The sequence below is a fragment of the Altericroceibacterium xinjiangense genome (assembly GCF_003958635.1).
In the GTDB taxonomy this organism is placed as follows: Bacteria; Pseudomonadota; Alphaproteobacteria; order Sphingomonadales; family Sphingomonadaceae; genus Altericroceibacterium_A; species Altericroceibacterium_A xinjiangense.
Map to the genome: position 1 here is coordinate 15,180 of NZ_RSEK01000004.1, position 18,372 is coordinate 33,551.

The following is an 18,372-nucleotide window of genomic DNA, read 5'->3' on the forward strand; positions in this document are numbered from 1 at the left end:
CGGAAGCGACTGAACCGACCCTTACTGCTGTGTTATCAAGCAGTTCCGCCGACCGTCAGGCCTTCGATCAGCAAGGTCGGCTGGCCCACCCCGGCAGGCACGCTTTGCCCGCCCTTGCCGCAGGTGCCGACGCCCTCGTCGAGGGTCATGTCGTTGCCGATGCCCTTTACCCGGGTCAGCACGCTCGGCCCGTCGCCGATCAGGGTCGCGCCCTTGATCGGGGCGCCGATCTTTCCGTTCTCCACCTTGTACGCTTCCGTGCAGGAGAACACGAACTTGCCCGAGACGATATCGACTTGCCCGCCGCCGAAGCTCTTGGCGAAGATCCCGTTCTTCATCCGCGACAGCAGCTCTGCCGGATCGTCATTCCCGGACCGCATGAAGGTGTTGGTCATGCGCGGCATCGGCGCGTGGGCGTAGTTTTCCCGGCGTCCGTTGCCGGTCGGCTCCAACCCCATCAGCCGGGCGTTGAGCCGGTCCTGCATGTAGCCCTTGAGAATTCCGTCCTCGATCAGCACGGTTTCGCCGGTCGGGGTGCCTTCATCGTCGATCGACAGCGACCCGCGCCGGTCGGCGATGGCGCCGTCATCGACCACGGTCACGCCGGGGGCGGCAACGCGCTGGCCGATCCGGCCGGAAAAGGCGCTGGTGCCCTTGCGGTTGAAATCGCCTTCCAGGCCGTGGCCGACGGCCTCGTGCAGCAGCACGCCGGGCCAGCCGGGGCCGACCAGCACGGTCATTTCGCCCGCCGGGGCCGCGACGCTTTCGAGGTTGATCAGCGCTTGCGCCAGCGCTTCGTCGATCGCCCGGTTCCATTCCGCTTCGCCGAACAGGCGATCGTAGAGATAGCGTCCGCCAAGCCCGAAGCTGCCGGTTTCGCGCCGTCCATTGCTTTCCGCGACGATCGAGACGTTGAGCCGCACCAGCGGGCGCACGTCGGTGGCGACGAAGCCATCAGGGCGGACGATTTCCACAACGCTCCAGCTGCCGACCAGCGACGCGCTGACTTGCGCAACGCGCGGATCGCGCTTCCGCGCGGCGGCGTCGATCGTCTCAAGCAAGGCGACCTTGCGTTCGAACGGCACGAGATCGAGCGGGGAGGCATCGGTGTAAAGGTGGCGGTTGTTCTTGCGCGGGGGCGGGGCGGGGGCGTTCTTTGCGGGATCGAGCAAGGCCAGCGTCTCGCCCGCGCGGGTGATCGCGGCCGCGCTGATCTCGTTCGCATGGGCAAAGCCGGTCATCTCGCCCGACACGCCGCGCAGGCCGAAACCGGCATCGCGCGAATAATCGCAGGTTTTCAGCCGCCCGTCATCGAACACGAAGGCTTCGGTCGTGCTGAACTGGAGGTACAGCTCCCCATCGTCGCACTGCTTAAGGGCGCGGGAGACGAGGGCTTGCGCTTCGTCGGGGGAAAGCTTGTCCGGGGCGTAGAGCAGGGAGCGGGGATCGGCTTGGGTCATGGCCCCAAGATAGGCGCGCCGGGGCGGCGGCGCCAGAGCCAGCGCCAGAGCCAGCGCCGGTGCGGGTGTCGGCCGGGGCAAACCGGCGCGCCCGCCGCTGCTGAGGGTGACACAGTTGACAGGTCCTACATTCGTGTCACCCACCCGGGACCGCAGGATTTCTGCGGTCCGGCGGGGGCCAGGCCGACACAACGGCGCTCCGGGGAAATCAAAATGTTGTTTCGTGCGCGGGTAATGATCGGAAAGTCTGGCGCGGCCCGGAAGGGAAGCGGCCGCGACATATGCGCAAGGATGACCGAAGCGAGGCACGCCCCGGGTCTGCCGGGTTGGCGCAGCGTAGGAAAGCGGCAATCCTGCGTGACCGCTTCGCTGGGGCGGCAGCGTCCCTTGAGGGGAATAAAGGGCGACGAATGTCGGCTTACGACCCAATGTCAGTCGTTCCGACCGGCTCCTGGCTTTCCTGATTGTGGCCATGGGGCAAGGCACGCATATAGCGTTATGGACAGCTTCACGCCGATTGAGCCGGTAGCCCTTGCGGCGATCCTCCACAAAACGCCCGGCTTCGGCGGTGCGGTGAAGCGACAGTTGCTCCGCGCCACACTGGCGGCCACCGCCGACACTCGAAAAACGAGCAGCGGTAAGTGAAGGGGGGAGGAAGAAACGGTGAGCGGGTTCGTAACTAACGCCAGGAGCCGAGCGGCTATGGTTCTATCCGCAATGGTCGTCGCCTGCACGGTGAGCCCGCACCCACAAGGTGCCTGGACCGAACCATCGATCACGCATGGTGCTTCAACAGCCGGTAAACAGCACGAAGCGTTCTTGACCGCTTTCTCCTTCCTGGATGAGAAGAATGAGCAGCTAATCCTGCCAAAGGATGTGGCTCGAGCGTTCGGTGTCGAGTTCAAGCTTCTGAGAGAAGTGAGCAATGGCCAAACCTTAGCCGGTCAGAACGACGCAAGCCGCTGGAGGGTCGAATTGTTTTCGACTCAAGAGAAATACGTTTTGAATGTGAGGTTTTTGGGTGGTCTAGGCGGATCCACAGATTTCGTGAGCGTCGAGACTATCAGCGCTCGCCTGATTGCATCTGGTTGGACGCGCGTATCGACCTTCACTCACCCGTCCCGCCTAGATACATTTAGGAAAGGCGGGCGACAGATCCGCCTGGCGCATGATGGCAGCAGACTGCTGCGGTTTGAATTGCTAAACCGCTAAATCTACCTTCGGTTTGGGGAATCCGACGCCGAGCGTCCGCTTCGGCCGTCGACCACTCTATAGCTGCCAGTCCGCAATCCACCCAGCGGCGGACATTCCTTCCTGCGTCATGCCAGCGCAGGAAGGAATGTCCTTCCTCTGGCGTCATGCTTTCGAGATGCGGGGCGGCTGGACGTACATTCTGACGAACAAGCCGCATGGAGTTCTCTACATCGGCGTGACCAGCGACATCGCCGCCCGGATGATGCAGCACCGAGTGGGTACTGGGTCTGCGTTCTGTCGTCGTTACGGACTGAAGCGGCTTATCCTCGTCGAACGGCACGCGACCATTTACGAAGCCATCGCTCGGGAAAAGGCGCTGAAGGCGTGGCAACGCGCGTGGAAGATCCGGCTGATCGAGGGAAGCAATCCCGACTGAGGCGACTTGTTCGAGGTCGCTCTGTCGGCGTCAGAGATGCCAGCCTGCGCTGGCATGAGGGAAGTCTGGAGGGTCTGATCGAGCGGCAGTTTCCCGCCCACTGCAGACATCGGCCGTCGGTTGCTTTCCTCATCGTGATGCCGGCGAACGCTGCATCGCAGCCGTGTGCTGGGGCTGGACCTGCATGCTCCCCAACAAGCCGCGCCGTGTTCTCTGCATCGGATGGCTTGTATGGTAATGCTGACGCCCCGCTGTAGGTGGGCAGCGCACGTTCAGGCGAATAAGGTAGAGGCATGGCCCGCAAATATTCAAAACACGATCGCTCCGGAGACTGGGATCGCGAGGAGGAGGAGGCTCCGGCGGCGGCTGTGCCGTGCTGGCTCTGCGGGCGGCCGACGGGCAAGACCATCGTCTGGCACCATCCCGTGCCAAAGAGCAGGGGCGGGCGCGATGTCGTGCCGATGCATTCCATCTGCCAGCAGACGCTGACCGCCAATTTCACCAATTCCGAACTTCAGCGCCACGGGATGGACGTGGAGGGCCTGCTGGCCAATCCCAACGTACGCAAGTTCGTCGACTGGGTGGCGAACAAGGACCCCGATTTCACCGCCACCATCGCCAGGAAGCAACGCTGATCGGGCTGCGCCTTCGGCATCCGGCCGGTGGAGCAGCAGGAGACGCAGCCGGTAGGATGAAGCGCGGCACACGCAGCAAGGCGGCAGGCCTTGGCCGGGATCTGGCGCTGCTCGCCGTCTATGCGGCGGCATTCGGCCTGTCGCACTACGTCGCGGCGTGGTGGGGCGGAGCGGAGTTCTACAGCCTCCTTTATCCGGCTGCCGGCGTCCGGCTGGCGTTGCTGTGGGCGGGCGGCGCGGGCTGGACCCTGCCCATCATCGCGGCCGAAGTCGCGGTGCAGCTGCTCACGGGCGTGATCGATCCGGCATCGTCCGCCGCGCTGGATCAGCTCATCGGCGTGGTGCGCGCACCGCTCACCTATGGATTGACGGTCGGGCTGGTGCAGAGCCTCGTCCGCAAGGGAGGGGGCGAGATAACCCGCCCGCCCGTGCCCTTTGCGCTGGCGGCGGTGGGCGCACCGCTGTTTGCCGCGCTGGTGACGATCGCGACGCAGCTCGTGTTGCCGGGACCGGCCCACACGCCGCCCGTCGGGCCGCTGGTCGTCGTCGCGGCTGCGTTTCTGGTCGGGGATCTGCTGGGCGTGTTGCTGGTCACGCAGCCCTTGCTCTGGATACGTTCGGCCTGGGTCGGAGGGTACCCGCGGCTTGCCGCCGTTCCGCGGCATCCGGTGGAGAGCCTTGGCCTGTTTGCGCTTTCATGGGCGGTGTCTCTCACCCTGGTGCAGGCCGGGCTCGGGCTCATGCTCAGCCCGGTGCTGCTGGCAACCGCCTGGATCGGCTTGCGGTCCGGAACCGGCGCGGCCTGGCTGGCGATCCTCGTTTCGGCTGCGATCGCGCTGTCCGCGACCGCCAGCGAGAGCGAAACCTCCGCGCGGCTGACGCTTCATCTGGAACTCGCGTCCCTGATCATCGTCAGCTACCTCGCGGCGAGCCTCGCCGAAGCGCAGCGGCGGTCGCAGGCCGCCATCGCCCGGCGGGACCGGATGCTCTACCAGGCAGAGCGGCTGAAGACCCTGCGGGCCATGTCGCTCGCGGTCATTCACGAAATCAGCCAGCCCCTCAGCACGCTCGCGATCGAGGCGAAGCACCTGGCCACGATCGGCAGAAGCGGGAAGGCCGCGCCGCTGGAAGTTGCCGAAACGGCCGCGCTGATCGAACGGAAGGTCGCGACCATGTCCGATCTGCTGCGGCGCCTGCGCACGTTCGGAGGACGGACCGTGGGCAATCCCGCGCCCCTGGCCGTCAGCACCCTGCTGACCGACGCGGTGAGCCTTCTCAAACCGGACGTACAGCGGCAGAAGGTGGTGCTGGCCGTCGGCCCTCTCGATCCGGAAATCGTCATTCTCGGGCATGAAGTGGAATTGCTTCAGGTCATGGTCAATCTGCTGCGCAACGCCATCGCCGCGACACCGCAGGGGGAGATCAGGGTGACGGCGGAGCGGGACGGGGCCGGCGTACGGATAGACATTGCCAACCCGGCGGCGGACGCGCCCGATTATCCGGGCATGGGCATCGGCATGCTGATCGCGCGCGAGATCACGAGGAAACATGGAGGGCACATCGTGGAGCAGGGAATATCCGGAAGCGAAGTGATCCACTCGCTCTGGCTGCCAAGGGCAGAGCGGGATGACTGATGCGTTCAAGGGCACTGTCTGCGTGCTCGACGACGATGCAGACTTGTCCCGCTCGCTCGCCCGTCTGCTTCGCCGGAGCGGTTATGACGCAGAGCCGTTCGTCAGTCCGGACGATCTGCTTGCGGCGTATCACGCACCCTCGCACTGCGTGCTCAGCGACGTGATGCTGGGATCGACGGATGCCTTCCAGTTCGCCCGTCGGCTGCGGGAAGTCGATCCTTCCGTCGGTATCCTGTTCATGACGGCGTGGCCGCGGACGGCCGATGCGGTCGATGCGGTGCGCCATCACGGCGGGTTCGATTATCTGGAAAAGCCGATCGAAGAGGAGCGGCTCCTCGCCGGCATCGCCGAGGCGGTCGCGTGGAGCAAGAACAGGCGGGCCGCCGAGGCCCGGCTGGCCGCGTTGTCTTCACGCGAACGCGAAGTCCTGCAACTTCTCGCCCAGGGACTCAGCAACAAGATGGTGGCGGTGGAACTCGGCCTCAGTCCCAGGACGGTCGAGGACCACCGGGCGGCGATCACGGCCAAGACGGGTGCAAAAGGACTGGCGGAACTGATCGCCATCGCCCGCTGTGTGCAGGGCCATTCCTGAAGGCGCCTTAAAACCCGGCCAAGGCAGCTCCACGCCGGGTACAAGTCCCGGGCCTGGCGCGAAAACAGAAAAGGGCGGCGCGGGGTGTCCCGCGCCGCCCTTTTTCATCGTGCCGCAGACTTAGCCGCGTTCACCGCGGGGAGTCGGCAGCGGCGGTGCCGGCGGTGCCGGCGGCGGCGGCGGGAGCGGGCAATCTGCCGTTGCCAGCATGACCGCACCGTTCGGGCAGATCTTCGTCTCGGGTCCGGTCGCTACCGGCGCCGGGATCGGAGCCGGCGCAGCGATCACCGTCACCGGAGCCGATTGCCCGAAGGACAGGACCACGCCAGCCTTGAGCCCGGCGATCTCCACCCCGCCGCCCGTGGCGTAGCTGCCGCGGACATAGGCGCTCGAGTTCCGGCCGATGTCCTCGAACAAGCCGGCCGCGAAGGTGACGTAGTCTTCCGGATCGACACCCTGCAGCCGGAATGCGTTCGCCGGCGCACCGAGGTAAGCCACATCCACCCAGGAGTCGTTGTCACCCTGGAAGCTGTAGGACACCGAAGCTTCCGGACGGACACTTGCCCCGGCGAGATTCCAGTTGCTGCCGACCTTCAGGCCCACGCTCGGCGTGATGACGGTGGTGGACGTATCCCCCACCATCAGGCCGATTGCGCCTGCACCCGTTTCCGAGAAGCCGTCGAAGTCGAACCGGCGGACTTCCACCTGACCGAAGGGCGCAACATACGCCCCGTTGAGCGGGATCATGTACTCGGCGCGAATGTCGCCCCGCAGTTCGTTGCTGTCGAACTCGGCTTGCGCCGTGCGGGACAGCGTCGGCATTACCCGCGTGGCATCCCAGTCGCTCCAGCCGTAGACCAGGTTGGCCCCGATCGCGAGCGGACCGAGCTCCTCCCGGGCATAGACGCCGACCATCCAGGTGTGCGCATCGGCTTCGATCGCACGTCCGGCTGTGTGGGAGTCGATCCGGCCGTAGCCGACCCCGACGCCGATTTCGCCGCTCCCGGTCGACACTCCGAGACCCAGCGAGCCGCCGTAGTTGTCGGCCTTGAGCCGGGTGGAACCGATCTCTTCGTCGCCGTCCAGACGGATCCAGTCGCCCGATCCGGTAAACCACAGGTTGAGGCCCGTGGCTCCTGCCGGGGCGCGGCGGTTCGAGAGGGCGTCGACGAACGGAGCCGTCGTCTTCAGGGTGGTGAGCGAACCGTAGAACGAGCCGGAGGAAAGCTCATCCAGGATCGTTGCAGCCTGATCCCGGGTGGCCAGGGTGTCGAGGCCGACGAAGAGGCCCGCCAGATCCTGGGCCATCGCGAACGGGGTACCATTCGTCCCAATCCCGCCGGGCGCGCCGTTGTTGATGGTCTGGATCACGCCCGGGAACGCGGCGCTGAGGGCAGCGCCCGCAGCAGCGGCGTTCTCGTTCAGCGCGGCGGTTTCATACCCCTGGCGATCGGCCGTGACGTAGAGGACCGTCCGGCCGCCTTCCGAACGCGTCCCCAGATCGAAGGTAACGAAGTTCGAGCCGTTGTTGACCGCCACGGTCGCTGCCTCGGTCACCGTACCCGAAACGCTTGCGATGGTGAGCGACTGGCCGTCGGTGAACAGGCCGCCGGTCGGAGAGACCAGCTGGACCGTGCCGCCGAGGTTCAGATCGCCGTCCACCGTCAGGAAGCTGCTTCCGAGATCGGCGAAAGCCGGGCCGAACGCATTCTCCGGGGTGGTGAACAGTCCAGAGGACAGCAGGGTCTGCGGAACCGCAAGCGGGCTGACCGATGCGGTGCCCGTGGAGGCTCCATTGCCGACGCGCACCAGCGTCGGCATGATTCCGACCGTCAGCGTGCCGGTGCCCGACTGGGTGAAGTCGCCGTTCTGGTAGACTTCGGTCCCGTCGATCACGCTGGCCGAAGCATTGGTGCCGAACAGCGGGGCCGGAAGTTGGACCCGGTTGCCCAGGACCAGGGCGGCGTTGTTCACCACGTCCCCGCGAATGCCGAACACGCCGTCCGCACTTGCGGTCGTCAGCTGGACCTCGCCTCCGTTGATGGTGAAGCTGCCGACATCCAGCGTATAGTCCGCGATGGGGTTGGCGTTCGTCACCGGCATGTAGTCCGCACCGGTGATGAGGAACGCGCCGGCGCCGGTCTTGTTCAGCGTGTCCACGCCGACAACCCGTGCACCGCCCTGATAGGCCCCGAGATCCTCAAGGCTGCCGTGGAAGCCGATCTGCGGGTCCATGTCGCCGAACGCATCGCCGAGCTGCGCAAGAGCGGCATCGCCGAGGCCCAGCCAGCCACCGCCGTTAAGGTTCACCGCCGTCGAGGTGTAGCGATCGCCCGTTTCCTCATCGAAATCGGCCCACACGCCTCCGCCCGTGACCGATCCCGCGTTGAGATTGACCGTCGCGGTGACGTCGCTGGTCTGGACGGTGTCATCGACAATCCCCCAGGCGCCGCCGACGTTGACCCGGCCGCCCAGCAGACCGTTCTGCGCGACCGAGTAGGCCTGCACGAACGGATCGTAGGCCGCGGTGACCGTTTCCTCGCCCATGTCGGTGGACGTGGCGACGCGCTGCGTGGCGTAGTTGTCGACGTTCGCGCCCAGGTTCACGTCGCCGCGCAGGACGCCGTTGTTGACCAGGACACCGTTGGCGGCTGCCAGCGCTGCATCCCCGGTGATCAGACCGTTGTTGGTCAATTCGGCGCTGCCGCCCATGGCCGTCAGGATCCGGTCGAAGGTGTCGACCCGGGTCACATCGCCGGCGTCGGTTGTGGTTCTGGTATTCGCGAAGTCAGACCACAAGCTGCGAACTGCAACGTCGCCGAAGATCCACCCGTTGTTGGTGAGCGAAGCGTTCGTCGTGCTGGTGACAACGACAGAAGCGGCGTCGCCGCTGTAGTCTGCACCGCCGTCGTAACCCACCCAGCCATCGTTCATCAGCGCGGAAGGCCCGCCGACGGCCGTTGAGGAGTAGGAGGATGAGCTGTCGCCGAACAGCGCGCCGTTCTGGGAAGCGTCTTGAGAGCGTACGGCCAGGTCATAGAACAAATCCCCGACCTGCAGGACCGCACCGTCCATCGCCGCAAGGACAGAACTGCCTTCCCCGATCGTGACGGTCGAACCCGACATGCCGGCCACGTAGATGTTGCCGAAGTTGGCTGGCACCGTGGGATTGGTCGCATCCACCACCAGGCTGGCAGTCCCGCCCACGGCCGTGTTGGAGAACTGCGTGGCTACAGTCCTGAGGCCAGTGTTGTCCGCCACGGTATCAACGATCAGGGCGGTATCTTCGCCGGATGCCCGGACGACAATTCCCTCCATCACCTGGCCGGTCACGGTCGCCGAGGCATCGCCAGCGCTGCTGATCAGCGACAAGTTGGTGCCGGGAGCGGAGCCGACCTCGCCGTACGCCATCGCGCCGTTGAGATTGTTGCCGATCACCCCGGCAACGTTGGCGGACACATCGCCCCCCGCTGCCGCCATCATGATGGTTTGGGTCGAGTTGGTAATTGAGCCTTCCGGGGTGTTTTCGGTCCCGTCGCTCGTTTCGGATGTCTCCAGCGTGAGATCGTTCAGGACGAACACCGCGCCGCCGACTTCGCCCGCATCGCCAAGGACGAAGCTGGCGGTCCCGCTCGATCCATCCAGGGTGACATTGCCAGCCACGGCCGCGTCGTCGATGATGACCGAGACGTCGCCCGTTCCGGCGAGCTCCTGATAGCTCAGCGCATTACTGGTGCTGGTTACGTCATCGACATAGTTGGCGGTCGTGCTGGAGCTCTGGGCGACGTCGTAACCGCTGTAGTCTCCGCTGGAGACCGACAGATCGCCGCCGATCATTGCCCCGTTGCCAAGGCTTGCGGCCGCGTTTCCGTCAGCCGAGACCGCCGCGTAGCCGCTGATCAGGCCGCCATCGACGGCAAGGACACTGTCCCCGCCGATGTAGCGTTCCCCGTCGGTATAGGTGTAGCCGCTGCCCGCACCCTGGACGGTACCTGCCGCACCGTATTCAGTGCGGGAGAACTGCGTGTAGTCCTCGGTGTACTCACGACCGGAAGCAGTGCCGGTGAAAGTGCCGAACACGGCGCCCGTGACCAGGGCCGTGCTGGTGCCGTCGGCAGACTGCACGACCGAGCCGTCGCTCCCGCTCGTTCCCGACCAGCCGGGAACGAACTGCAGCGCACCGTTGGTTCCGGCGTACGTGCCCGTCACGTCACCGCCGGAGCTTATCAAGGTGGATACGTACTGGGAGGCGCTCTCCGAAATCGTGCCGCCGTCGGCACCGGGCGTGAAGACGGTTACGTAGTTCCGCGTTTCCGTGCTTGACCGATCCGCAGCCGAGCTTTCGGCGGACGTCATTCCCGTCACGGCGCCATCGTTGATGACGATGACGTCGCCCTCACCCAGGACAGACACGTGGCCGACCACCAGGCTGCCCTCGGCGCCGCGGAACGTGGCTGCGCCGCCGAGCGATTGTCTGGCGGTTTCGTATACGGAATCGGTAGTGGTCGTTTGCGCCAGGGTGACCGGATCGGTGACAGTGCGCGTTTCGCCGGAATTGTCGTAGGTCGTGGAATTCAGGCCTGCATCCACGGCGATATCGCCATTGATACGGCCTGCGTTCTCCACCATCGCGGAAGAACCGCCGGAAGCGCGGACCAACACCGGATTAGCCGGAGTGCTGCCGATCAGGCCGCCGGCCGCATTGATGACGATCGCGTCCCCGCCCGTGCGCTCTGACGTAGAGCGGTAGTAGTTGCTGTTCCCATCCGGGCCGGTCCCACTGCCGTAGGCGAAGGTTTGATCCCAATCGGCGGTCTGGGCATAGACGGCGCCCATGACGGTTCCGGCATTGGCTGCCAGCGCACCTTCATGTCCGGTTGCGGTGATGCCGCCGATGACCTGACCCGTCGTGCCGACGCTGACTTCGGCGGTTCCGCCTTCCGTCGTGCGCACCGACGTATAGGCGATGCTTGAACGGTTTGCGTCGGTGACAGCGACGGTCGTGTAGTCCACCGCCTCGATCGCCGAGGATGCGGAGATGTACGAATAGTCATCCTCCGCCCCGACGGTTCCGTTGACCAGCACGGTGGAGCCTTCCAGCCCGGATGCCGTGATCCCTCCGGTGTTGGCGCCTTCCGCCAGCTCGACCAAGACCGCGCCGCCAACCGCCATGGTGCTGCCCCAGTCGTGAAGCGTCGTGGTGGTAGTGGCCGTGCCGTCCGTGGTTGTCGTGGTGGACGGCGTCCGTCCGATCGCCACAAGCGAATCGACGAGAATGTCGTCAAGGGAAGACGCGGCCGTATCGGTTGCCACGTTTCCGATATTCCCGGCGACGTTGATCCCGACATCGCCGCGCGTGGTGACGTAGATGCCCGTGCCTTGGCCTGCAGTGTTGACCGTGCCGGCGAGGTTGATCTCGATCGGCGCGTCGAACTGGGAATTGCCGACATAGATGGCGGTCCCGGACAGCGATTCCGAGCCGATGGAGCCGGTGCTCGTCACCGAAACGGCGCCGCCGATTCGCGACAGGCTTACGTGGCCGGTGATATCGCCGCTGTTCACCAGCGAGAATGTGTTCGTTTCGAGCCCGTCCCACCACCAGGGCACGTGGTACGAAATACCGACGGGCATCGCTTCGGTGCCGAAGGTTCCCGCGTTGTCGATCGACACCGCGCCTGGCTTGGTAGTGCTCACATAGCCGGCATAGCCGGTCGGCTGGACGACGTTGGCCGTTTCCGTGACGATCAGTGCAACATCATCGCCCGGTACCGCGGCAATCGCGCCGTTCACGGTCGTTACCGTGCTGGTGTCCGTGCAGGTGACAGTTTCGTCCGTCACGTTGCAGGCTGCGTGCGCCGGAGCCGTGTAACCGGCCGCCATTGCGGCACCCGCTACTCCGATAACCAGGCGTGCCTTGAAATTCCTCATGTATTCTACCCCCCGATGAATCACTTTGTCGCGCAGTGCCCAAGCAGGACGCCGTATCCGACGCCCTCTGGCGGAGCCATCCGAGTGAATGCCGGAGGTAAAAACCCGTGCCTGACGAAGATTTGCAAAGCGCTGCGGTACTGTGAATACTCTACGTTGAGGGCAGAAACCGGGAGGCGTCAAGCGGAGCAGGCATTGTGATGAAAATTATAAATGGATCCAGTCTGCAGCCACTGTCCGGCACGCCGCGACAGATCGTTCTTCTCCTGCACGGGTATGGAGGCAGCGGGAGCGACTTGATCGGGTTCGCGCCGCAGTTGCGCGAGAGCTTGCCGGATGCCTTGTTCCTTGCGCCCAACGCGCCGCAGTCATCGGGGTGGGGCGGCTATCAGTGGTGGGCCCTCAACGCGTTCACGCCGGCTGCGCTGGTTGCGGGCGCTGCCAGTGCCGCCGGTGCGCTGGAGGCGTTCATCGACCGCAAGCTTGCACAGTACGGGCTCACCGATGCCGATCTCGCCATCGTGGGTTTCAGCCAGGGCACGATCATGGCGCTCCACGTGGCCCTGCGGCGCCAGCGCCCGGTTGCGGCGGTCGTGGGCTATTCCGGCATGCTGGCGGGCGGCCCCGAACTGGCGCACGAAGTCGTCTCGAAGCCGCCCGTGCTGCTCGTGCATGGCTCCATGGACGCGGTCGTGCCGGTCGGGGCGCTGCACACGGCAGAGCACGCGCTGAAGGACATGGGCGTTTCCGTGACCACGCACGTCTCCTTCGGCGTGGGACACACGGTGGATCCTGTGGGCCTGCGGCTCGGCCGGGATTTTCTGGCCGCTGCTCTTGAGCGCGCGTGAGTGCGGAACCCGCGCCCATTCGCCTTTCGTCGTATGGCCATTCAGAAGATCGCTGCGTCAGCCGTGCCCTCGATCCCTCGCTGATAGCCCGTGATACATTCCTGCAAAGGAGCCGCCGATGCCCCTCTCCGTGTTTGCCACCGTCACCCCGAAGCCTGAGCATCGGGCGGAGGCCGTTGCCGCCGTCGAAGCCATTCTGGCCGATACGCGGGCCGAGGAGGGCTGCATTCGGTTCGATCTTCACGAGGGCGCCGAGACCGGACGGCTTCACCTCTACGAGGTCTGGACCGATCGGGCCGCCTTCGAAGCCCATCACGCCCAGCCCTATACCCGGGCGGTGTACGAGCAGTACGAAGCCTGGCTCGCCGAGCCGGTGGAGCTGACCTTCATGCGGCCGGTGGCTTGATCCGGTGGCAACAGACCGCTCCCGGCCCGCCTGCATGACAGAAGAACGCCTGTGTTCTTCCTGAAGGATCTCCCGTCGCGCCAGATGATCGAGGGCTACGCGGGGCTCCACGGTGTCCCCGCCGCGACCATCGCAGAAGGTCTGGTCATCATGCGCAGAGCCAGCCTCATGATCCGGCGGCTGGAGAGCTACTTCGCCGACTGCGGCTTGTCCCAGCTCCGCTTCCTGTTCCTGATCGTCATCGACCGGGAGCCGGATCGCGACAGTCTGACCGTCGGCGAGATTACCGAGCGCCTCGACGTGGCCGGTCCCGTTGTCGCGCGCACCCTGCGCGTTCTGGTGGACGACGGGCTCGTCACTGCGGAAAGGGACGCCGATGACGCCCGCACCAAACACGTGCGCCTGACGGCAGCCGGGCGTGAGAGGCTTACGGCTCTCCTGCCCGGTTACTTCGCCATTATCGCCGATGAAATGGAGAACCCCCTGTGAGCCGTCCTGTGAGCGGTCGTCACGGCGCGGCAGCGCTCCGCCTCCTTCTGGTCTGGCTGGCAGTCTGGCCGCTCGTCATGTTCGGTCTTGTTGCCGCCGAGCATCTGGCCCCGTCCTTGCCCTTCGTCTGGCGGACCCTCGTGCTCACCGGGCTTCTGGTGCCGACGATCGCCCTCGGCGTCACGCCTCTGGCGGGTCGGATCGTCGCGCAGCTGGACCGCGGGACCGGGCGCGGGCCTCGATAAGGAAGGCGAACCAATCGCTTGCTGTGCTCGCGAATGACCGGCCCTGCAACGCCGCTTTGGCCTTGCACGCGGGTTGCGGCGGCAGGATCGCGCTGCCATAGGCGCCGGCCCCCGCGGCTGAGAGAAGGATGCCGAACATGCCGAATGCCGTGGCCACCGCGCACGCCGTGGGGATCGACTTCGGCACGACCAACTCGGTCGTGGCCCGCAATCTCGGGGATGGGCGGTCGGCGCTGGTCGACTTTCATGCGCCCGGCGGCACCAGCGCGGTGTTTCGATCCGCTCTCTGCTTCTGGCAGGACGATGCGGTTCGCGGCGGGTTGGCGGCTGAGGCCGGTCCCTGGGCAATTGCCGAGTTCCTGAGCGAGCCTTCGGGAAGCCGCTTCCTCCAATCCTTCAAGTCGGTCGCGGCCAATCCCGCGTTCCAGCATGCCAGCTTGTTCGAGAAGCGCCTGCGGTTCGAGGATCTGGGGCAGGTTTTCCTCAAGCACTTGCTGGCCCACGGCGGGGAACCGCTGGACGATCTTCCTGGCCGCATCCTGATCGGCAGGCCGGTGCGCTATGCGGGGGCGCGGCCCGATCCGGCGCTGGCGCGGGCGCGTTACGACGCGATGTTCGCCATGCTCGGCCGGCCGGTCCATTATGTCTATGAGCCGCTGGGCGCCGCCTACGGCTTCGCCTCCCGGTTGACGGAACCCGCGACCTTGCTGGTGGCGGACTTCGGCGGCGGCACCAGCGATTTCTCGATCATCCGGGTGGATGCCCCCGGTGCCACACGGCGCGGGGTGCCGCTTGGCTCGGCAGGGATCGGCATCGCCGGGGACCGGTTCGATTTCCGGATCATGGATCATCTCGTGCTGCCGCTTCTGGGCAAGGGCGGGACCTATCGCTCCTTCGACAAGGTGCTGGAGATACCGGCGGGGCACTTCACCGATTTCGGCGACTGGTCCCGTCTGGCGCTGATGCGCAACCGGCGCACGCTGGCTGAACTGGAGCGATTGAAGAACAACGCGACCGATCCAGCGGCGATCGGGCGCATGATCGCGGTGATCGAGCACGAACTGGGGCATGGCCTTTACGAGGCCGTCGGGCAGTTGAAGCGCACGCTTTCCACGCAGACCCAGGGCCATCTCGTGTTCGAAGGGGCGGGCTTGTCGATCGAGGCCGAAGTCAGCCGCAGCGATTTCGAACGCTGGATCGAACCGGACCTTCAGCGGATTGCCGATACCGTCGACGCGGCGCTGGCGAGCGCCGGTCTGCTGCCCGACCAGATCGACCATGTGTTCCTGACCGGTGGATCGTCGCTGATCCCGGCGGTCCGCCAGTTGTTCGAGCAGCGCTTCGGCGAAGGGCGGATTGCAGGCGGCGAAGAGTTGACCTCGATCGCGCAAGGCCTTGCGCTGATGGCGATGGACCCTGATCTGAAGGACTGGATCGCCCCGGAGGAGGAGCCGTCATGAGTGTCGCATTCCGCCGCGAAAGCGATGACGAACATCTCGAGCCGAAATTCGAGCTGCCGCTACCGCCCGGTCCGAACCGGGTTACCGCACGCGGTCTGGCTCAGATCCGGGCCAGGGTCGCCGAACTGGAAGCGGTTCTGGGAACCCTGACAGAGGAAACCGGGATCGCCGCGACTCGGCGCGACTTGCGTTACTGGAACACCCGGCTGGCGACCGCCGAACTCGCTGACGCACCCGATGGCACCACGGTTGCGTTCGGCACGACGGTGACCATCCGGCTGGAGGGGCGGGAGCGCTCAATCCGGATCGTTGGCGATGACGAGGCGCACCCGGCATCCGGATTTCTGTCATTCTCGGCACCGCTGTGCCGCGCGATCATGGGTGCGGAAGTGGGGGATGTGGTGGATTTCGCCGGCAAGCCCGACGGGATCGAGGTTCTTGCGATCGACGTGGCCTCCGACTGAAGCGCGTTCGCCTTGAAGGGAAAGGTTCGCCTCCGCGCCCGTTCGAAACAGAATGAGGCACGGTCAGCGGAAGGAAGGGCCTTTCGGCACCGGCGATTCAAGGAGAGACGCTATCAACAAGGGTACTCTGATCCTGCTCCTGGCTCTGACCGCCTGCAGCACCGAGGGGCCGGACGAGCCGGTGCAGACCGCGGAGCTCACCGGCTTTTATGAAGGGCAGGGAGACGGGGAGCGGCGGGCGTGGATGTGCATGGTCTCGGCCCCGTCAGGCCCCACATCGTTCGGGATCGTCACGCTCGGCCCCGGCGAAGCGGCCTGCAGCGGCGCCGGCGAGGCCGCAGTGCAAGGTGAGGTGCTGAACCTTGCCATGACGGGGGACGAGGAATGCGTGATCCAGGCGCGGATCACGGGTGATCAGGTCGCCTTCCCCGCGACCCTTCCGGAAAGTTGCGCGTACTATTGCAGCCCGGGTGCATCGCTTGGCGGCAAGACGCTGGAGAAAACCGGCGGCACGGCCGAGGACGCGCTGAATGCGGCCGATCTGGCCGGCGGCAGGCTCTGCGGCTGACGGAGAGTGCCGCCCCTCCTGCGTGGATCGCTCAGCCGCTCTACCGGTTGCAGGGCGAGGTCGCACCGCGGCCGTCGGTGCCCCACTTGCGGAAGCCGCTGGTGTCGATGTGGAACCGGGAGCCGCTGTAGAAGCCGAGTCCGACGCGGTATTCCGGGCCGCGCTCGGCATGAGCGGCGCACAGCCGTGCAATCATCTCGCCGCGGTCGATGTCGCTCGCCGGAACCAGGTCCATCGCGAAGAACATGCGGTGAGCCGACCGCGGCTTGCCTTGCGAGCAATCGTTCAGATGCGCGTTGCGGAACGTCGAGAGAGCTTCGACCTCGCCGATGGCAGGCTGCACTTCGTGCTTCACGAAGGCGAGGGTGTTGACGATGTTGGCCCACAGATCCACCGGCGGCACTTCGAAGCGTTCGGCGCTGCATTCGCGCCACGACGATGAAGTGCGGACGAGCTGCCATACCGGCAACAGGCCCGCGACCCGCCTTTCGGCTAGGAAGGCGCGAAACTCGCGCACGTTCTGGCGGCTCTCCGGCGACTTGGCGAGCCAGGCAAGATAGTCGGCTTTCGACTGGCCGGGCGCGGTGCTCTGCGCCTTCGCGCCGACCGGCATCAGAAGGGAAAGTGCCGCAAGGGCCGTGGTGATGATGCGCTTTGGAATGATCGTCCCCGGGTAGCTCTTAAAGGATCGTCGTCCCCTGATCGGATCGGCCGACGCTTGGGCCGGCGTGCACGTTCTGCGCTGCATCGGCCAAAACCGACACGACACCGGGTAGAGCGGAAAAGCACAGGCGGCGGCGCGATCTTCCAGAGGCTTTTGGATTCAAGCCCCTGGCGCCGAGCGGGTTCCCGGCGATGTTCCGGCCGGGGGAAATTCGCCGGGTGATGCGCGAGGTGGAAGACGCCGTTCGGCGTGCGGAGCGTGTGTCCTGAAGCGGGCGTCTGGTGCGGCGCCCGTTCTGCTCGGCGGCGTATCCGGAAGGAACGATGTCGGCGCAGGCGCTTTCAGAAGAGGGCCGCAGGAGCTTCTTCAATGTCTGACCACCAGTTCAATCGTCGTTTTTTCATGGGCGGCTCCGCTGCGGCCGCCGTCGGGCTTGCGGCTGCTCCTGCCCTTGCGCAGACACCCGCCGCGCAACCTTCGAACCTGGGCCCGGTGACGCTGGGCGATCCGACTGCGCGGACGGGCAGCACCATGGAGGTGAACGGGGCGCGCATCTTCTATCAGGTCACCGGCGCGGGCGCACCGATGCTGCTGCTGCACGGCTATCCGCTGTCCGGCGCGCTGTTTTCACGTGTGCGGGATGAGCTCTCCCGCGATTTCCAGGTCATCACGCTGGATCATCGCGGCTACGGGAACAGCCAGGCCCCGGCTATTCCCGATTCGATCGAAGTCTATGCCGACGATGCGCTGGCCGTGATGCAGCGGCTCAACATTGCCAAGGCCCACATCGGCGGGATGTCGATGGGCGGTCCGATCGCCTTCGAAATGTACCGGAAAGCGCCCGAACGGTTCGCCGGAATGATGCTGATCGATACCATTGCCGGCGCCGCCAGTCCCGCCGAAGCGGGCATGTGGCGCGGGGTGGCCGACATGGTCCGGCAAAAAGGAGTCGATGCGCTTCCCCCGGTTCTCGTCCACGAGATGCTGTCGGGCGACACTCGCCTGGCGCAGCCGGAAATGGTGGACTACATCAAGACCATCGTTCTTCAGGCTTCGCGGGATGCCGCGATCGGAGGGGCGCTCGCGCTGGCGCAGCGGCCGGATTCAACCCAGATGCTCGGTTCCATTCACGTCCCGGTGCAGATCCTCGTCGGGCTGAACGATCATGTTTATCCGGTCGAGATCGCAAGAGGGATGAACGAGCAGATCACGAATTCGCGGCTGGACATCATCGGAGGAGCTGCGCACGCGGCGATCTTCGAAGCGCCCGAGCAATGCGCGCAGGCAATCCGCGCGTTCCACGGCACCTTGCGCTGAGGGCAGGCCGGACCGGGGAATTACCAACCCCG

17 protein-coding genes are annotated in these 18,372 nt (G+C 65.6%); 14 read left to right on the top strand and 3 right to left on the bottom strand.

Annotated features, from left to right (window positions below):
* Positions 1-35: 35 nt before the first annotated feature.
* Positions 36-1,460: a metalloprotease TldD gene (gene tldD / locus ELY13_RS05600; RefSeq protein WP_126173173.1), complete on the bottom strand. Its 1,425-nt coding sequence runs from the start codon at positions 1,458-1,460 to the stop codon at positions 36-38.
* 498 nt (positions 1,461-1,958) lie between these two features.
* On the opposite strand from tldD, the gene ELY13_RS14950 reads away from it, so the two are divergent.
* The 6 genes from ELY13_RS14950 (at position 1,959) to ELY13_RS05625 (ending at position 5,951) form a co-directional block, all read left to right on the top strand.
* Entirely contained in the window at positions 1,959-2,105 is a 147-nt protein-coding gene (locus ELY13_RS14950; RefSeq protein WP_164549706.1) for a hypothetical protein, read from the top strand.
* Between the two features lie 57 nt (positions 2,106-2,162).
* Positions 2,163-2,672, top strand: coding sequence for a hypothetical protein (locus tag ELY13_RS05605; RefSeq protein ID WP_126172916.1), 510 nt, complete (start codon positions 2,163-2,165; stop codon positions 2,670-2,672).
* 127 nt (positions 2,673-2,799) lie between these two features.
* Positions 2,800-3,090 (top strand): GIY-YIG nuclease family protein, encoded by a 291-nt coding sequence (locus ELY13_RS05610; protein WP_241233561.1) that lies wholly within the window; start codon positions 2,800-2,802, stop codon positions 3,088-3,090.
* A gap of 293 nt (positions 3,091-3,383) precedes the next feature.
* On the top strand, positions 3,384-3,725 hold the full coding sequence (locus ELY13_RS05615) for a hypothetical protein (protein ID WP_126172917.1): 342 nt from the start codon (positions 3,384-3,386) through the stop codon (positions 3,723-3,725).
* 56 nt (positions 3,726-3,781) lie between these two features.
* Positions 3,782-5,359 (top strand): sensor histidine kinase, encoded by a 1,578-nt coding sequence (locus tag ELY13_RS05620; RefSeq protein ID WP_126172918.1) that lies wholly within the window; start codon positions 3,782-3,784, stop codon positions 5,357-5,359.
* On the top strand, positions 5,352-5,951 hold the full coding sequence (locus ELY13_RS05625) for a response regulator transcription factor (RefSeq protein WP_126172919.1): 600 nt from the start codon (positions 5,352-5,354) through the stop codon (positions 5,949-5,951). The genes ELY13_RS05620 and ELY13_RS05625 overlap by 8 nt, the downstream gene beginning before the upstream one ends.
* A gap of 120 nt (positions 5,952-6,071) precedes the next feature.
* Here ELY13_RS05625 and ELY13_RS05630 read toward each other — a convergent pair whose 3' ends face one another.
* Positions 6,072-11,879 (bottom strand): autotransporter domain-containing protein, encoded by a 5,808-nt coding sequence (locus tag ELY13_RS05630; RefSeq protein WP_126172920.1) that lies wholly within the window; start codon positions 11,877-11,879, stop codon positions 6,072-6,074.
* A 200-nt stretch (positions 11,880-12,079) separates the two neighbouring features.
* On the opposite strand from ELY13_RS05630, the gene ELY13_RS05635 reads away from it, so the two are divergent.
* The 7 genes from ELY13_RS05635 (at position 12,080) to ELY13_RS05665 (ending at position 16,359) form a co-directional block, all read left to right on the top strand.
* Complete coding sequence (locus ELY13_RS05635; RefSeq protein WP_126172921.1) at positions 12,080-12,727, top strand: alpha/beta hydrolase; 648 nt, start codon at positions 12,080-12,082, stop codon at positions 12,725-12,727.
* Between the two features lie 118 nt (positions 12,728-12,845).
* Complete coding sequence (locus ELY13_RS05640) at positions 12,846-13,133, top strand: putative quinol monooxygenase (protein WP_126172922.1); 288 nt, start codon at positions 12,846-12,848, stop codon at positions 13,131-13,133.
* Positions 13,134-13,217: 84 nt separating this feature from the next.
* Positions 13,218-13,622: a MarR family winged helix-turn-helix transcriptional regulator gene (locus tag ELY13_RS05645; RefSeq protein ID WP_241233562.1), complete on the top strand. Its 405-nt coding sequence runs from the start codon at positions 13,218-13,220 to the stop codon at positions 13,620-13,622.
* Positions 13,619-13,867: a putative antibiotic biosynthesis monooxygenase gene (locus tag ELY13_RS05650; protein WP_126172924.1), complete on the top strand. Its 249-nt coding sequence runs from the start codon at positions 13,619-13,621 to the stop codon at positions 13,865-13,867. The genes ELY13_RS05645 and ELY13_RS05650 overlap by 4 nt, the downstream gene beginning before the upstream one ends.
* A gap of 137 nt (positions 13,868-14,004) precedes the next feature.
* Positions 14,005-15,327, top strand: a complete 1,323-nt coding sequence (locus tag ELY13_RS05655) for an Hsp70 family protein (RefSeq protein WP_126172925.1) — start codon at positions 14,005-14,007, stop codon at positions 15,325-15,327.
* Positions 15,324-15,791 carry a GreA/GreB family elongation factor gene (locus ELY13_RS05660; protein WP_126172926.1) on the top strand — a complete coding sequence of 156 codons (468 nt, stop codon included), beginning with the start codon at positions 15,324-15,326 and terminating at the stop codon, positions 15,789-15,791. The genes ELY13_RS05655 and ELY13_RS05660 overlap by 4 nt, the downstream gene beginning before the upstream one ends.
* A gap of 52 nt (positions 15,792-15,843) precedes the next feature.
* Positions 15,844-16,359 (top strand): hypothetical protein, encoded by a 516-nt coding sequence (locus tag ELY13_RS05665; RefSeq protein ID WP_126172927.1) that lies wholly within the window; start codon positions 15,844-15,846, stop codon positions 16,357-16,359.
* A 40-nt stretch (positions 16,360-16,399) separates the two neighbouring features.
* On the opposite strand, the gene ELY13_RS05670 is transcribed toward ELY13_RS05665, so the two are convergent.
* Positions 16,400-17,107: a hypothetical protein gene (locus ELY13_RS05670; protein WP_126172928.1), complete on the bottom strand. Its 708-nt coding sequence runs from the start codon at positions 17,105-17,107 to the stop codon at positions 16,400-16,402.
* Positions 17,108-17,392: 285 nt separating this feature from the next.
* Here ELY13_RS05670 and ELY13_RS05675 point away from each other — a divergent pair, with 285 nt between their 5' ends.
* Positions 17,393-18,340, top strand: a complete 948-nt coding sequence (locus ELY13_RS05675; RefSeq protein ID WP_126172929.1) for an alpha/beta fold hydrolase — start codon at positions 17,393-17,395, stop codon at positions 18,338-18,340.
* Positions 18,341-18,372 lie beyond the last annotated feature (32 nt).

Bases quoted from the DNA above. Each gene is read 5' to 3' on its own strand.
- tldD (WP_126173173.1), bottom strand. From the start codon at position 1,460: ATGACCCAAGCCGATCCCCGCTCCCTGCTCTACGCCCCGGACAAGCTT.
- ELY13_RS14950 (WP_164549706.1), top strand. From the start codon at position 1,959: ATGGACAGCTTCACGCCGATTGAGCCGGTAGCCCTTGCGGCGATCCTC.
- ELY13_RS05605 (WP_126172916.1), top strand. From the start codon at position 2,163: ATGGTTCTATCCGCAATGGTCGTCGCCTGCACGGTGAGCCCGCACCCA.
- ELY13_RS05610 (WP_241233561.1), top strand. From the start codon at position 2,800: ATGTCCTTCCTCTGGCGTCATGCTTTCGAGATGCGGGGCGGCTGGACG.
- ELY13_RS05615 (WP_126172917.1), top strand. From the start codon at position 3,384: ATGGCCCGCAAATATTCAAAACACGATCGCTCCGGAGACTGGGATCGC.
- ELY13_RS05620 (WP_126172918.1), top strand. From the start codon at position 3,782: ATGAAGCGCGGCACACGCAGCAAGGCGGCAGGCCTTGGCCGGGATCTG.
- ELY13_RS05625 (WP_126172919.1), top strand. From the start codon at position 5,352: ATGACTGATGCGTTCAAGGGCACTGTCTGCGTGCTCGACGACGATGCA.
- ELY13_RS05630 (WP_126172920.1), bottom strand. From the start codon at position 11,879: ATGAGGAATTTCAAGGCACGCCTGGTTATCGGAGTAGCGGGTGCCGCA.
- ELY13_RS05635 (WP_126172921.1), top strand. From the start codon at position 12,080: ATGAAAATTATAAATGGATCCAGTCTGCAGCCACTGTCCGGCACGCCG.
- ELY13_RS05640 (WP_126172922.1), top strand. From the start codon at position 12,846: ATGCCCCTCTCCGTGTTTGCCACCGTCACCCCGAAGCCTGAGCATCGG.
- ELY13_RS05645 (WP_241233562.1), top strand. From the start codon at position 13,218: ATGATCGAGGGCTACGCGGGGCTCCACGGTGTCCCCGCCGCGACCATC.
- ELY13_RS05655 (WP_126172925.1), top strand. From the start codon at position 14,005: ATGCCGAATGCCGTGGCCACCGCGCACGCCGTGGGGATCGACTTCGGC.
- ELY13_RS05660 (WP_126172926.1), top strand. From the start codon at position 15,324: ATGAGTGTCGCATTCCGCCGCGAAAGCGATGACGAACATCTCGAGCCG.
- ELY13_RS05665 (WP_126172927.1), top strand. From the start codon at position 15,844: ATGAGGCACGGTCAGCGGAAGGAAGGGCCTTTCGGCACCGGCGATTCA.
- ELY13_RS05670 (WP_126172928.1), bottom strand. From the start codon at position 17,107: ATGCAGCGCAGAACGTGCACGCCGGCCCAAGCGTCGGCCGATCCGATC.
- ELY13_RS05675 (WP_126172929.1), top strand. From the start codon at position 17,393: ATGTCTGACCACCAGTTCAATCGTCGTTTTTTCATGGGCGGCTCCGCT.